Here is a 14,406-nt window from a genome sequence, read left to right as displayed (position 1 = left end):
CTTGATTGTTTTTTTATATACGACTTTGCTTTGTTGATTGAGTCTTAGATGTTATTAATTGCTCTTGTTTAATTAAAGTGATTTTTTATGGAGAAGAGGAGAATCTTCATTTTTGCATATTATAGCCTGTTAGATCCAATTTTTCAAAGTGCTGTATTACCATACTTCAAAAATGTTGGTCCTGCTAACAATATTGAATTTGTTCTGCTGACATTTGAGCAATCCAAGTACAAATTAAACAGAAGTGAATCATTGAAATATTTAGAAGAGCTAAAACAAGATAATATTATATGGTACCAAACTAATTGGAGATCTGGTAGATTCAAAATTTTTAAAAAAGTATTTGATTTTATTTGGGGCTTTGTATTTGCAGGATTTCTTTGTTATAGGTATAAGGTCAAAGCTGTTTATACAGAGGGTTTTCCTGGGGCTGTTATTTCACATTATCTCTCTAAATTTTTTAAAGTCCCTCACTTAGTACATACGTTTGAACCTCACGCTGATTATATGATTGAGGCAGGAGTTTGGACTTCTGGTTCTTGGGAAGCAAAGTTTTTAAAAAAGTATGAGATTATTGTTGCTAAAGGAGCTAGTTATATTTTTACTGCTACAGATGCTATGATAAGTAAGTTGCGGCACTTAGGGGTTTCAGGTAATATTTTTCGAGTACCCTCTTGTGTAGATACTGAAGTTTTTAAGTTTTCTCAATTTCATAGAGATGAAGTGAGAAAATTGTTAGGTGTCAAAGATGATGAATGCTTGATTACTTACCTTGGTAAATTTGGGGGGATGTATATGGATGAAGAAATTTTTGAATTCATGGCTTCCTGTATAAAGTTTAGTTTGAATAAAATTAAATTTTTAGTTATTACCCCAGATAGCCATTCTCATGTTTATCAATCTTTAGATTTGAACGGCATTGAAAAAAGCAAAGTTACTGTACTCACACTTAAACGGAATGAAATAAGCGCTTACTTGTCAGCTTCTGATTTTGGGCTCGTTCCTGTTCGACAAAATCCAAGTAAAAGGTTTTGCTCCCCTATAAAGGATGGTGAATATTGGGCTTGTGGCTTACCTATTATTATTCCTAGAGGAATCTCTGATGATTACCTTTTTGCCAAAGACAAGAAAATTGGAATTGTTTTAGATGAACCCTGTGAAAGTTCTTATATAAAAGTAATAAAAGAGGTTGATTTTTGGTTGAAAAATGAACCAAAGAATTCTATTGTTGATAGATGTAGAAGTTTTGCTATAAGTGATCGCGATATCAAGCCTTATAAAAACCTTTATTCTGAAATATTTTTAAAACTTTAGTTTTTGACTTAAGAACACTTCTCTGAGTTTTATTTGATCTTAATGAGTATTAGAGTATTATTTGTTGTACCATATCCCTTAGGTAAAGCACCTTCTCAACGTTTTAGGTTTGAACAATACTTTGACATCTTATCTACTGCTGGATTCACTTTTCAAGTTGCTCCTTTTCTGGATGACTCTACATGGGCTATTCTATATAAGAAAGGTAAATCTCTTTTTAAAGCATTTGGTATACTCAAAGGTTTTTTGCTTAGGGTCCTTCTTTTATTTAAGATAGGTAGGTTTGATTTTGTTTTCATTCATAGAGAGGCCACGCCAATAGGTCCTCCTTGGTTTGAATGGATAGTGGTCAAGGTGTTTAAAAAGAAAGTTATCTATGATTTTGATGATGCCATTTGGATTCCTAATACCTCAGAGGCAAATAAGATTGTAGCGGGTATCAAGTGGCACCACAAGGTGGGACAAATATGTAAATGGGCTTATAAAGTAAGTTGTGGAAACGTTTATTTACAGTCTTATGCAAAAGAATTTAATAACAACGCTTATGTGATCCCAACTACTATAGATACAGTTGGACACCACAATAAAATCAAAGAGCAAAGAGAAGAACCGGTTGTAATTGGCTGGACCGGTACGCACTCCACTATGAAGTATCTGGAGCCATTGGTGCCCGTGCTGCAGCAGCTTGAAGAACACTATGCATTTAAATTTCTAGTGATCTCCAACAGTAACCCTGAGTTATCACTTAAATCATTAGTGTATCTTCCCTGGCAAAAGGAAACAGAGATAGAGGATCTTTTAAAATTCAACATAGGTGTTATGCCCTTGGTGAATGATCCCTGGTCCAATGGTAAGTGTGCTTTTAAGGCCCTTCAGTATATGGCCCTGGGAATTCCTGCAGTAGTTTCTCCGGTAGGCATGAATACTGAAGTAGTAGATGATGGCCTGAATGGGTATGTGTGTGCAACGCCACAGGAATGGTATTCTGCTTTGGAAACTATGCTGTTAGATTCCAGACTAAGAAGCGAGTTTGGGAAAGCCGCTAGAAATAAAATTGAAAGCTGTTATGCCGTCACTGCCATTCGAAATAATTTTTTAGGTCTTTTTGCGTGAGCCTGCATGATGTAGATAGCGCTTAGGTAAAAAGGCATTAAAGGAATCTTGTAGCGAACTAACGTTCCGAAGTTCCCGCTGTTGGTACCCACCCCAAACGCAAAGACTAATGAAAATACCATACAAAAGGTGAGAATAGACTTAGACTTAATTAGGCTCAATGTTTTAAAGAATCCTGTTCTGTAAAAGAAACGAAGTGTCAAATACAAGAAAATAAAAGCCTCAATAGCCGAAAGGAGCATTACTGGGTTTCTGGTCTCCCATAAGAACGGGCGATACAATGCCACCACAATGGCTTGCGGAGCTACTCTTATAATACTACCAATACTACCATCAAAGGTGCCAATGCTATAAGCAGAACCTGACGCAACTTGCTCACTTAAATAGACACTGTTGATTTTGCTTCTTTCTGCCAAGTTGTCAACATCATACCTTGCATCGCCCTCTGTCAATTTAGTTCCGCCAATATAAGCTATCCCAAGCCCCACCAGAATAAATACTGGTTTAGCCAGGCTTCGTAGCAAGACATTCTTGATTCTATTGCTATTTTCAAGAAATACCCAGAAAATAGCAGGAGGCAAGAAGGACATCAAAATGTATACCTTTACTGAGTAGAGCACATATGCTGCTACAAAAGCCAAGGTCAATGATTTAAATATCCTTTTCTTTTCTATCAGGCCTGAGTAAAACCCATAAAAAAGCCAGCCTAAAGCTCCAATGGTAATGGAGTCTTTTAATAAACCAGAGCCCCAAAAGAAAACGGAAGGTAAAAAGAAGCAGGCAATTGCAAACTCTTTGTGAAGTCTGGGATACATTTTCAAAAAAGTCAGGTACATTGCCCACATACCTGTAAAGCTGATAAAAGCAAAGAAGATGGCAATCACTGAATAGGAACTGCCACTCAAAATGCCAAAAAAGGTTGCGAGTTTAATGATGAAGAACTCTGTAGAAGACGTATACCAAAGAATTCGGCTGGCATACTGAAAGGTGCTAGGGTCATATTCTCCGTTAGAGAAAAGTAACTTTAAGCCTAAGTTTGGATCAGTATAGAAGGCATCTACTACGATTCTACTCTGTCTGAAATAGTTACCTGAGTCTCCCCCTACTGAATTACCATTGCCATAATAGAACTGATAAATAAGCCCAATGCAGATTGCCCCTATAATCTTGACAGTTAAGGCTGGGATAAAGTGCTTCTTAGTATACTTATTCGTGAGTTTCGGCCTTAGCCAGTAGGCTAGTGCATAAATAAGAATCAAAAAAAGAGGAGCAAGAAATAAGTCTTTTAATTCCATTCAGTTATGTTAATTCTTATTTCACCTTCCGGTTCTTCCTCAAGTAAGCTTTCGCTTCCTTCTCTGCGTCTGACTTTGAGCTGGCTAGCTTCACAACCGTCTCATAGTACTGTTTCGCTTGGCGGATGTCCTTTTCTTTGTCGCTCATTCTGGCGAGGTTTACAAAGGAGGAGATGTAGTATCCAGATTCTGTTTCGCCAATCTGTTCCGCAAATCTAATACATTGCTGGTAGTATCCCCGAGCTTTGGCGTAATCTCTGTTTCGGTATTGGTTAATATAGCCCAGAAAGAAGCTGGCGTACCTTCCGCTGATAGCTTCATACCCAAAGATACCATGCTGAATTTTATCTAAAATTTGGGTAGACAGTTGCTCAGCCACCAAGAAGTTCCCTTCTGTGAACGCCATTCTAGCGTAGAAGCGTTGGAAGTAGGGGTTATCTGGGTAGGTACTGGCTAAGTACTGAGCCAGAGACATAGCAGCAGGGCTGTTTCTGGAGTCATTGGCGTAAATCTTCATTAACCAGTATTTGGCCTCGGTACCGGTGTAGAACCCGTTGAACGCTACTTGCTGCAGCTGTTTCAGGCCTAAGTTCTTGTTTCCTTTCGGGAAGAAGTAGAGGACCGGCCGCAGCAGGGGATAGTTCTCATGTATCCAGACAGAGTAGTAGTTGAAGAGCGCTTCCCCGAACAGAAACTCATCACTCAATCCATTCGCCTTTTTACTCTTTTGCAGATAGTCCAGGGCGCGGTTGCTCATGATGGCCGCTTTGCGCCAGTTTTTACGTTCTGAATGTAACCGGGCCCCAAAACCGTTAGCCGCCGAGAGAAAGAAGGCTGCTTCCAGGTTCTTGTTATCATCGTCATACAACTCCTCAGCCAGGGTGATGGTGGTATCCATGTAGGCCAGGAAGTAGTTGTCGTAGCGGGTATCGGTGATATTGGAGGGCACCATCTTCCACCATTGGCTCAGTCCGATGAGAAAGTAGGGCATGGGGTGTTTGGGGTACCTCCGACGTAAAGACCTGAACTGCTTCTCGGCGGTTTCGAACTTGAAATTGTACATGTTGTCTACCGCGCCGCCCAGTTCATTCATGATGCTCTCGTTCAGCAGCAGCCACCCTTTGATGTCAAGGGCCTGGGGCAGAACGTCAATAGAATCCAGGATGATGCTCGCCTGAAGGGAGTCCAACAGTTTTTGGTCAATCTGCTTGCTGGAATCAGGAACCTGGGCCTTGGCCTGGAGCACACAGAAAAGCAGCAGAAACAGGAAAAGGGTCTTTTTCATTCAATTATTAGAAAGCTGGCTAAAAACGCTTTATACGCTAATGCTTAGATGTACTTCAGATCGTGCTACTGACGCAAATAGCCGCTCGCACAACAAGCACAATCTTCAGTAGGTTTCAAGTACGGGTAAATACTGAGACTGATTTTGCTTTCATTTATCCAAAATTAGTCCAAAAACGCGCAAATTGCTCTGAAAGAATTCAGTTACTTTTGAAAAAAACGCACAACTATGGAATTATTGCGCCAGCTCTGCCAAATACACGCACCCTCTGGGAATGAGGTGAAAATGAAAGAGTTCTTGCTGAAGTATGTGGAGGACAACCAGCAAACCTGGAAAATGAAGCCTCAGGTCATCCACGGCAATGGGTTCCAGGATTGCCTGCTGTTGGTGTTCGGGAAGCCCAGAACGGTGATCTTCGCGCACATGGATTCCATCGGGTTCATGGTTCGCTACGGTAAACAACTGATCAGGATAGGCGGTCCGGATGCGGAGACAGGATACACTTTGGTGGGCGAGGACAGTCAGGGCAAGATTGAATGCACCCTGCAGGTGGACGAGGACGAACGAAGCCTGAGTTATGACTTCGAGCGGGAGATTGAGCGCGGCACCGAACTGGTGTTTAAGTGTGACTTCCGGGAGACGGAGGAGACCGTCCAGAGCTGTTACCTGGATAACCGATTGGGTGTCTGGAACGCCTTGCAGGTGGCGGAGACGCTGGAAGACGGCATCATTGCCTTCGGGTGCTGGGAAGAGACCGGCGGCGGATCAGTGGCGTACCTGGCCAAATACATCCATGAAACGTATGGTGTAACCCAGGCGCTCATTTCTGACATCACGTGGGTGACCGAAGGCGTACATGCCGGGGAGGGCGTGGCTATTTCCCTGCGGGATTCCCTTATTCCCAGAAGGAGCTTTGTGCAGAAAATTATCCAGTTGGCCAGAGAAGCCAACATTCCGCACCAGATAGAAGTGGAGAGCGCCGGTGGCTCAGACGGAAAGGAGCTGCACTACGGCAATATTCCCTGGGATTGGTGCTTCATTGGGGCCCCCGAAGACCATGTGCACTCCCCCAATGAGTTGGTGCACAAGAAAGACATTTACGCCATGGTGGAGCTGTATAAATATCTGATGCAGAAACTCTAAGAAAGGCTGCATAGAGTATACAGTATATTTGTTTTTTAGGCGAATAAGATTAGCTTGCATGGAGCTTCTTATCCATACATCCAGTCTAACAAACAAAACTTCACTCTATGCAGTCAATCCTCTACGCTATTCCTGCTTTCGGGGTGGTGGCCCTGTTGTACACGGCCATCAAATCCGCCTGGGTTGCCAAACAAGATGCTGGCGATCAAAAGATGAGTACCATCTCTAAGTACATCGCCGAGGGGGCCATGGCCTTCCTGAAGGCAGAGTATAGGGTGCTCACTTATTTTGCGATCATCGCATCGCTTTTTCTGTTTTACCTGGGGTATGTAGGGGAGAAGTCCTCGCCCATCATTGTGGCCGCTTTCCTGATTGGAGCGGTTTTCTCGGCCTTGGCCGGTTTCATAGGCATGCGCATTGCCACCAAAGCCAACGTCCGGACGGCCCAGGCGGCCAGAACCAGCCTTTCCAAAGCTTTGAATGTATCCTTCGGCGGGGGAGCCGTGATGGGGATGGGCGTGGCCGGTCTAGCGGTTTTGGGGCTTGGATCACTCTTTATTGCCTTTTATTACTGGTTTGTGGAGCGCGTCGGGGCAGGGGCTTCCAGTGAACAGATGGAAATAGCCCTGGAGGTGCTCACCGGTTTCTCTCTGGGGGCCGAGAGTATTGCCTTGTTTGCCCGGGTAGGCGGCGGAATCTATACCAAAGCGGCCGATGTGGGGGCTGACCTGGTGGGAAAAGTAGAGGCGGGTATTCCGGAAGATGACCCGCGCAACCCTGCCACCATCGCCGACAACGTAGGCGATAACGTGGGCGATGTGGCCGGTATGGGTGCTGACCTTTTCGGATCCTACGTGGCCACCATTCTGGCTACCATGGTACTGGGCCGCGAGATCTCCGTCACTGATAATTTCGGCGGTTTGTCGCCTATTATTCTGCCCATGCTCATTGCCGGACTGGGAATTATCTTCTCCATGATTGGGACGTTGTTTGTGCGCGTACGCGAAGGCGGCAGTGTACAGGCTGCTTTGAACATGGGTAACTGGTCCTCGGTGGTATTGACGGCTATTGCTTCCTATTTCGTCATTGAATGGTTGATGCCAGATACCCTTACCTTGCGCGGCTATGAATTCACGTCAATGGGTATTTTCTGGGCTGTGATCATCGGGCTGGTGGTGGGCACCCTCATCTCTATCATCACGGAGTACTACACAGCCATGTCCAGAAAACCAGTGAACTCCATTGTGCAGCAGTCTTCAACCGGGGCGGCCACCAACATTATTGCGGGCTTGAGTGTGGGAATGATGAGTACCGCCATGCCGATCATTGTGCTGGCCGCCGGTATCGTGTTTTCCTACGCCGTAGCCGGACTTTACGGGGTGGCAATTGCCGCCGCCGGCATGATGGCCACCACCGCCATGCAGCTGGCCATTGATGCTTTCGGGCCCATAGCCGATAACGCGGGCGGGATTGCCGAGATGAGCGAACTGCCCAAAGAAGTCAGGGAGCGCACCGATATTCTGGATGCCGTAGGCAACACCACCGCCGCTACGGGTAAAGGATTCGCCATTGCCTCCGCGGCCTTAACTTCGCTGGCCCTTTTTGCGGCCTTTGTGGGCATCTCCGGCATCAGCACCATTGACCTGTACAAAGCGCCGGTATTGGCAGGGTTGTTTATCGGTGGCATGATTCCGTTCGTGTTCTCGGCCTTAGCCATTAGTGCGGTGGGTAGGGCGGCCATGGCTATGGTTCAGGAAGTGCGCCGTCAGTTCAGGGAAATTCCCGGAATCATGGAAGGAACCGGCAAACCCGAGTACGATAAATGTGTGGCTATCTCTACCCAGGCGGCCATCCGGGAGATGATGCTGCCGGGCGCTATCGCCTTGATTGTGCCGTTGATCGTTGGCTTTGGGTTGCGTGGCGTTTTTGACGAAGTTTCCAGTGCCGAGATTCTGGGTGGTTTATTGGCTGGGGTGACAGTTGCGGGCGTTTTGATGGCTATTTTCCAGTCTAACGCCGGTGGTGCCTGGGACAACGCCAAAAAATCCTTTGAGAAGGGCGTGCTTATTAATGGCGTGATGGAATACAAAGGCTCTGATCCGCATAAAGCCTCAGTGACCGGTGACACCGTGGGCGATCCGTTCAAGGATACTTCCGGGCCGTCTATGAACATCTTGATCAAGCTGATGTCCATTGTGTCTTTGGTTATTGCGCCGCACATTGCCGTGCGCGAAACCCCTGCCGAGGCTCCTGAGAACCGCATTGATGTGGAGAGTATTAACCAGCGGGTACAGAACATAAACCAAGCGGCCACCGCCCTCTATTCACCGCAATCTAACAGCTACAATCGCTGATAAAGCGATGGTTCAGGTACTTCCGTTTATAGCCTCTTTCCGCAGAAAGGGGCTATTTTCTTTTCTTTAAGGCAGTTTTTGCGCAAATTTGATGCTTCCTATACCCTAGACTAATGCAAAAGCCACCGGTAACCATCCAGGACAAGCAATTCAGTATCTACATTCCAGAGCGCAAAATCCTTCATAGCGTGGAGATTGTAGCGGCCCGTTTAAGCCATGATTACAGAGGGAAACAGCCGCTTTTCCTGTCGGTGTTGAATGGCTCTTTTATGTTTGCCTCAGACCTGATGAAAGAAATGAGCATTGAATGCGAGATCGCGTTCATGCGCCTTTCGTCTTACGCAGACATGGAAAGCACCGGGCAGGTGAAGGAAATCATGGGCCTGAAGGAAGACATCAGAGGCCGTCATGTGGTAGTGGTGGAGGACATTGTGGACACTGGGCATACCGTTGCGGGGTTGATTCCACAGTTGCAGGAGAAAGGAGCAGCCTCTATTGAAGTGGCTACGTTGCTGATCAAGCCCGAAAGCTTGCAGCACGAACTGAACATCAAGTATCCGGCCATGTCCATTGCCAATGATTTTGTGGTTGGCTACGGATTAGATTACAACGGCCTGGGCCGAAATCTGCGCGACATTTACAAGGTCATGTAGCCAAGGGCATTCTGGGCCGTTTTCTGGAAAGTGGCCCAGAAACGTAGCCTGATCTGAAGCCAGCGTCTTGAAAGGCTGTCATTTCCAAGATTTTATTCTTACTTTTGTTTTTCTCACAATTTCAAAACTCATGCTGAACATCGTACTCTTCGGTCCTCCAGGTGCAGGAAAAGGCACGCAGAGCCAGAAACTAATTGAAAAATACGGCCTGATTCACCTTTCTACCGGTGATTTGCTGCGCTCTGAGATTGCGCAAGGCACAGAGCTTGGCTTGAAAGCGAAAGGCCTGATGGATGCCGGGCTTCTGGTGCCAGACGAAGTAGTGATTGGCATGATTGAGTCTAAGCTGAACGATAACCGTACCGCCGCCGGATTCATCTTTGACGGTTTCCCGCGTACCGTTCCGCAGGCCCAGGCTCTGGATCAATTGCTGGAGAGATACGGACAAAGCATCAGCTGCATGGTGGCGCTGGAAGTGTCAGAAGAAGAGTTGGTGAAGCGCCTGTTGCTGCGCGGGCAGACCTCGGGCCGTCCGGACGATGCGGATGAGACGTTGATCCAGAAGCGCGTGCAGGAGTACAACAACAAAACCGCTCCGGTGGCCAACTATTACGCAGAACAGAACAAGTTCTTCGCTATTGATGGCATTGGTGAGATTGATGAAATCTTTGCCAAAACCTGCGAGATTATTGATGCTTGCCAGATAGCACTGAACAATAAATAACAAGCGGTTGTTGTAGAGAGGCGGGAAGGTTTTTTCCTGCTGTACAGCACAGCCGTACATTTCTGATAGATTATTCCGGAAGCATTCCCCAAAAAGGAATGCTTCCTTTTTGAAGGTTAAACACAAACTTACTTACTGTGTCATCATCCAACTTTATTGACTACGTCAAGATATGCTGCCGGTCAGGGCACGGCGGTGCCGGTTCTGCGCACCTGCACCGCGACAAGAAAACTGCCAAAGGCGGTCCCGATGGCGGTGACGGTGGCCGGGGAGGGCACATCATCCTGAAAGGAAACGCCCAGCTCTGGACCCTGCTGCACCTGCAATACCAGAAACACGTGATCGCGGAGAACGGCGGCAACGGCGGACCCAGCCATTCCAGCGGAGCTTACGGGAAAGACATCATCCTGGAGGTTCCCATCGGGACTATCGCGCGAGATGCTGAGACCGGCGAGATCAAAGCCGAAATCACCCAGGACGGGCAGATGGAGATCATCACACCAGGTGGCCGGGGTGGTCTGGGCAATGCCCACTTTAAATCACCCACAAACCAGACGCCTATGCACGCCCAGCCGGGTGAGCCGGGTCTGGAAGAATGGACCATCCTGGAGCTGAAACTGCTCGCCGATGTTGGTCTGGTGGGCTTCCCCAATGCCGGTAAGTCTACGTTGCTCTCAGTGGTATCGGCGGCTACTCCGAAGATCGCGAATTACCCGTTCACCACGCTGGTGCCCAACTTGGGCGTAGTGGCGTACCGCGATTACAAATCCTTCGTGATGGCCGATATTCCGGGAATTATTGAAGGCGCCTCAGAGGGCAAAGGATTGGGAATCCGGTTCCTGAAGCACATTGAGCGGAACTCTATTCTGTTGTTCATGATCTCGGTGGAGAGCCCGGATATTGCCGAGGAGTACGAGATTCTGGTGAACGAACTGTGCACCTACAATCCCGAACTGCTGCACAAACAGCGCCTGCTGGCTATCACCAAAACCGACCTGATTGACGATGAACTGGAGGCCGAGATGCGTGCTACCCTGCCGCAGGATCTGCCTACCATCTTCATCTCCAGCCTCACCAACAAGAACATCATGCAACTGAAAGACATGATCTGGAAGGCGCTGAACACCGCGTAAGTGGTTAGCCTCGGCCACTCTTGCTTTGAGGCTTTCCTCTTTGACGCGGAAGTTACCCCTCTATGGCGCGGAAGTTACTTCCGTGACTTGCTCATCATGCACGGAATTAACTTCTGCGCCATAGATGGATTTTTAGAGTAGGGTTTTGAGGCTATTTTCTACAATTCGGCCTTAAAATCTGCTGAACCAATCTGTCCGCCCAACTTGTTCTGCCACTGCTGAAAACTGCCATCTGCGTGACAGAAAGAAAGAAAAGAACCAGATGGCAGTTTAAGTAAAATGCCAGTTTGGCATAAAAAACGATTTGGCAAAATAGTTGCCTCTGTAAGGCACGCCATAAATAGAAGAATTAAAATCTTTAAGGATATATGACGACATCAGCTGAACAAAATCCTCAGGAACAAGAGAATATACAACCAGAGAACGCTCAGGAAACAACTGAGCAAACCGCTACTGCAACTGAGGGGCAGGAACAGAATGCAGGGGCTAAAGCTTCAACTGCCCAGGCCGGTAATTCTGATCTGGATGAGCTGAAAGACAAGTACCTGCGCCTGCACGCAGAATTTGACAACTTCAGACGCCGTACCTCTAAGGAGCGCCTGGAGCTATTTAAAACCGCCAACCAGGAACTTATGGTGGCTCTGTTGCCGGTACTGGATGACTTTGAGCGCGCCCAGGCGGCCATCAAAGACGCTCAGGATGTAACGGCAGTACGCGAAGGGGTGGAACTGGTGTTCGGGAAGCTGCAAAGCATCTTGACCCAGAAAGGACTGAAGCCAATGGAAGCCGTAGGGCAGCCATTTGACGCCGAGGTGCACGAAGCCATCACCCAGATTCCGGCTCCTTCAGAGGAGATGAAAGGAAAAGTGATTGATCAAGTAGAGAAAGGATATTACCTCAATGACAAAGTGGTTCGCTTTGCCAAGGTGGTAATTGGAGCATAAGACCATGGCTAAGAGAGATTATTACGAAGTATTAGGCGTAGCCAAAGGGGCTTCCCAGGACGAGATCAAGAAGGCGTACCGCAAAATCGCCATCAAGTATCACCCTGACAAGAACCCCGATGATCCTTCTGCCGAGGACAAGTTCAAGGAAGCGGCTGAGGCTTACGAGGTCCTGAGCGATGAGCAGAAACGCCAGCGCTACGACCAGTTCGGTCATCAGGGCATGAACGGCGGCTTCGGTGGCGGAGGTGGCATGAACATGGAAGACATTTTCTCCCAGTTCGGCGACATCTTCGGCGGCGGAGGCGGCGGTTTCGAGAGCTTCTTCGGGGGCGGAGGACAGCGCGGCGGACGCCGGGTGCGCAAAGGCAGCAACCTGCGCATCAAACTGAAGCTGAACCTGGAGGAAGTAGCCAAAGGCGTTGAGAAGAAAATAAAGGTGAAACGCTACGAGGCTTGCCAGGTCTGCGACGGAAACGGTTCTAAAAACGGTTCTTCTTTGCAAACCTGCGGTACTTGCCAGGGCCAGGGCCAGGTAAAACGCGTGGTGAACACCATGCTGGGCCAGATGGTCTCTTCCAGCACCTGTCCTACCTGCCACGGCGAGGGCAAGATGGTGAGCCAGAAATGCGATGCCTGCCACGGCGAAGGCCGTCAGCTCCGCGAAGAGGTAATTTCCATCAACGTACCCGCCGGCGTGGCCGATGGTATGCAGCTGTCTATGAGCGGTAAAGGGAACGTGCCTGAAAGAGGCGGTATTCCAGGTGATCTGCTTATCCAGATTGAGGAAGAAGCTCACCCAACCCTGCGCCGCGACGGCAACAACGTGATGTTTGAGCAGTATGTGAGCTTTGTGGATGCCACGTTGGGTGCCAGTGTGGAAGTGCCAACCATTGAAGGCAAGGTAAAGATCAAGATCGATCCGGGAACCCAGTCTGGCAAGATCCTGCGCCTGCGCGGCAAAGGTATTCCAGACATCAACGGCTACGGCAAAGGTGACCAACTGATCCACATCAACGTCTGGACACCCAAGAACGTGAACTCAGAGGAGCGCCAAATCTTAGAGCGCCTGCGTGATTCACAGAACTTCGCGCCAAACCCAGGCAAAAACGAGAAAGGCTTCTTCGAGAAAATGAAGGAGTACTTTCAGTAAGGAGTTCGACAAAGAGTTCTGAGTCTAGAGTTCTGAGTCAAGATATGATGCAAGGCCCGCTTTTCATCTGAAAAGCGGGCCTTGTTGTTTATAGGCTGCTTTCTGGAAATGAGCCTAAAACGTAGCGGCGTTACACTGTAACGCCGGGGTGCCATGAAACAGAAACGCCTCACCCCACGCAGGCCTGCCACCACCTCAGAGGCTAAAGTTGCAAAAAGCCGTGTTAGGTGTTTGAACCGGACCTGCTCCGTAGAACCACGTCGTTACGGTGTAACGCCGCTACGTTTCAGGCCTTCTTTCTGGAAAACAGGCGTGAAACGTGTTTTTGCCGGCCTTGCAAAGGGTGCCGCTTTCTCTTAGCTTTAGCACAGAAACAAATACCTACTTCTTTGCAACCTATCCTGCAGATTCAAGGCGTAAGCAAATTCTACGAGGCGCACCAGGCATTGAACCAAGTCTCTTTTGACGTTCCCAAGGGCAGCATTTTCGGGCTGTTAGGGCCAAATGGGGCCGGAAAGACCTCGCTCATCCGCATCATTACCCAGATCACCGCGCCCGACGAAGGGCGCGTCTTCTTTGAAGGTCAGCCGTTGCAACCTCAGCATGTGCAGCAGATCGGGTACCTGCCCGAGGAACGTGGCTTGTACAAGAAAATGAAGGTGGGAGAGCAATTGGTGTACCTGGCCCGGCTCAGAGGCATGGAAAAAGCAGATGCGGTGCAACGCATCAAAGTCTGGGCCGAGCGGCTGAACCTCAAGGAGTGGCTCACCAAGAACGTGGAAGACCTCTCCAAGGGCATGCAGCAGAAAGTGCAGTTCATTGCTACCGTTTTGCATGAACCCAAACTGCTGATTCTGGACGAGCCGTTCTCGGGCTTCGATCCGGTCAACGCCAACATCATCCGGGACGAGATCCTGAAACTTCGGGAGCAGGGCTGTACGGTCATTTTCTCCACGCACCGCATGGAATCGGTGGAGCAGATGTGCGACTACATTGTCATGATCAACCAATCGCAGAAAGTGCTGGAAGGCAGTGTGCGCGAGGTCAAGTCAAGATATACCAGCCACACGTATCAGGTGGAGGGAACAGGTAAACTCATGATCACGTCGCCTGATTTTAAGGTATTATCGCAGAAACAGCACGGAAACCACTTTCAGGCGCAGGTGCGGTTAGAGCCGCAGGTAGGACCTAACCAGTTGCTCCGCTACCTGATTGAGCGGGTAGAGGTGCAGCATTTCCAGGAGGAGGTGCCCAGCATACATGATATTTTTGTTCAAACCGTAACGCAGAAATAA

The 14,406-nt window shown here is 48.1% G+C and carries 12 protein-coding genes; 10 read left to right on the top strand and 2 right to left on the bottom strand.

Annotated features, from left to right (window positions below; translation table 11 throughout):
* The first annotated feature begins 87 nt into the window (after window positions 1-87).
* Both JT719_RS08335 and JT719_RS08330 read left to right on the top strand, forming a co-directional pair.
* Window positions 88-1,314: a glycosyltransferase family protein gene (locus JT719_RS08335; protein ID WP_207432381.1), complete on the top strand. Its 1,227-nt coding sequence runs from the start codon at window positions 88-90 to the stop codon at window positions 1,312-1,314.
* A 42-nt stretch (window positions 1,315-1,356) separates the two neighbouring features.
* On the top strand, window positions 1,357-2,427 hold the full coding sequence (locus tag JT719_RS08330; protein ID WP_242693104.1) for a glycosyltransferase family 4 protein: 1,071 nt from the start codon (window positions 1,357-1,359) through the stop codon (window positions 2,425-2,427).
* On the opposite strand, the gene JT719_RS08325 is transcribed toward JT719_RS08330, so the two are convergent.
* Both JT719_RS08325 and JT719_RS08320 read right to left on the bottom strand, forming a co-directional pair.
* Window positions 2,379-3,722: a hypothetical protein gene (locus tag JT719_RS08325; protein WP_207432379.1), complete on the bottom strand. Its 1,344-nt coding sequence runs from the start codon at window positions 3,720-3,722 to the stop codon at window positions 2,379-2,381. The two genes, JT719_RS08330 and JT719_RS08325, sit on opposite strands and share 49 nt — an antisense overlap.
* A 16-nt stretch (window positions 3,723-3,738) precedes the next feature.
* Complete coding sequence (locus JT719_RS08320) at window positions 3,739-5,007, bottom strand: tetratricopeptide repeat protein (RefSeq protein WP_207432377.1); 1,269 nt, start codon at window positions 5,005-5,007, stop codon at window positions 3,739-3,741.
* Between the two features lie 228 nt (window positions 5,008-5,235).
* Between JT719_RS08320 and JT719_RS08315 the strand changes: the two genes are divergently transcribed.
* The 8 genes from JT719_RS08315 (at window position 5,236) to JT719_RS08280 (ending at window position 14,406) form a co-directional block, all read left to right on the top strand.
* Window positions 5,236-6,150 (top strand): M20/M25/M40 family metallo-hydrolase, encoded by a 915-nt coding sequence (locus JT719_RS08315; RefSeq protein WP_207432373.1) that lies wholly within the window; start codon window positions 5,236-5,238, stop codon window positions 6,148-6,150.
* Between the two features lie 107 nt (window positions 6,151-6,257).
* Window positions 6,258-8,504: a sodium-translocating pyrophosphatase gene (locus JT719_RS08310; protein ID WP_207432371.1), complete on the top strand. Its 2,247-nt coding sequence runs from the start codon at window positions 6,258-6,260 to the stop codon at window positions 8,502-8,504.
* Between the two features lie 113 nt (window positions 8,505-8,617).
* A complete protein-coding gene (gene hpt, locus JT719_RS08305; RefSeq protein WP_207432369.1) occupies window positions 8,618-9,157 on the top strand; it encodes a hypoxanthine phosphoribosyltransferase in 540 nt (179 codons plus the stop codon).
* Window positions 9,158-9,287: 130 nt separating this feature from the next.
* Window positions 9,288-9,881, top strand: coding sequence for an adenylate kinase (locus tag JT719_RS08300; RefSeq protein WP_207432367.1), 594 nt, complete (start codon window positions 9,288-9,290; stop codon window positions 9,879-9,881).
* Between the two features lie 137 nt (window positions 9,882-10,018).
* The gene (gene obgE / locus JT719_RS08295; protein ID WP_207432365.1) at window positions 10,019-11,014 is read left to right on the top strand and encodes a GTPase ObgE; all 996 of its coding nucleotides are present in this window, start codon (window positions 10,019-10,021) and stop codon (window positions 11,012-11,014) included.
* Window positions 11,015-11,382: 368 nt separating this feature from the next.
* Window positions 11,383-11,958, top strand: a complete 576-nt coding sequence (locus JT719_RS08290; RefSeq protein WP_207432363.1) for a nucleotide exchange factor GrpE — start codon at window positions 11,383-11,385, stop codon at window positions 11,956-11,958.
* Window positions 11,959-11,962: 4 nt separating this feature from the next.
* Window positions 11,963-13,111 carry a molecular chaperone DnaJ gene (gene dnaJ, locus JT719_RS08285; protein ID WP_205499647.1) on the top strand — a complete coding sequence of 383 codons (1,149 nt, stop codon included), beginning with the start codon at window positions 11,963-11,965 and terminating at the stop codon, window positions 13,109-13,111.
* A gap of 389 nt (window positions 13,112-13,500) precedes the next feature.
* Window positions 13,501-14,406 (top strand): ABC transporter ATP-binding protein, encoded by a 906-nt coding sequence (locus tag JT719_RS08280; protein WP_207432361.1) that lies wholly within the window; start codon window positions 13,501-13,503, stop codon window positions 14,404-14,406.

The sequence above is a fragment of the Sabulibacter ruber genome, assembly GCF_017355955.1.
Lineage (GTDB): Bacteria > Bacteroidota > Bacteroidia > Cytophagales > Hymenobacteraceae > Nibribacter > Nibribacter ruber_A.
The sequence above is the reverse complement of the archived record's forward strand: the minus strand, read 5'-3'. Positions and strand labels throughout refer to the sequence as shown.

What these genes read in the sequence shown, in the direction of transcription:
- JT719_RS08335 (WP_207432381.1), top strand. Translation starts at nt 88, where the DNA reads ATGGAGAAGAGGAGAATCTTCATTTTTGCATATTATAGCCTGTTAGAT.
- JT719_RS08330 (WP_242693104.1), top strand. Translation starts at nt 1,357, where the DNA reads ATGAGTATTAGAGTATTATTTGTTGTACCATATCCCTTAGGTAAAGCA.
- JT719_RS08325 (WP_207432379.1), bottom strand. Translation starts at nt 3,722, where the DNA reads ATGGAATTAAAAGACTTATTTCTTGCTCCTCTTTTTTTGATTCTTATT.
- JT719_RS08320 (WP_207432377.1), bottom strand. Translation starts at nt 5,007, where the DNA reads ATGAAAAAGACCCTTTTCCTGTTTCTGCTGCTTTTCTGTGTGCTCCAG.
- JT719_RS08315 (WP_207432373.1), top strand. Translation starts at nt 5,236, where the DNA reads ATGGAATTATTGCGCCAGCTCTGCCAAATACACGCACCCTCTGGGAAT.
- JT719_RS08310 (WP_207432371.1), top strand. Translation starts at nt 6,258, where the DNA reads ATGCAGTCAATCCTCTACGCTATTCCTGCTTTCGGGGTGGTGGCCCTG.
- hpt (WP_207432369.1), top strand. Translation starts at nt 8,618, where the DNA reads ATGCAAAAGCCACCGGTAACCATCCAGGACAAGCAATTCAGTATCTAC.
- JT719_RS08300 (WP_207432367.1), top strand. Translation starts at nt 9,288, where the DNA reads ATGCTGAACATCGTACTCTTCGGTCCTCCAGGTGCAGGAAAAGGCACG.
- JT719_RS08290 (WP_207432363.1), top strand. Translation starts at nt 11,383, where the DNA reads ATGACGACATCAGCTGAACAAAATCCTCAGGAACAAGAGAATATACAA.
- dnaJ (WP_205499647.1), top strand. Translation starts at nt 11,963, where the DNA reads ATGGCTAAGAGAGATTATTACGAAGTATTAGGCGTAGCCAAAGGGGCT.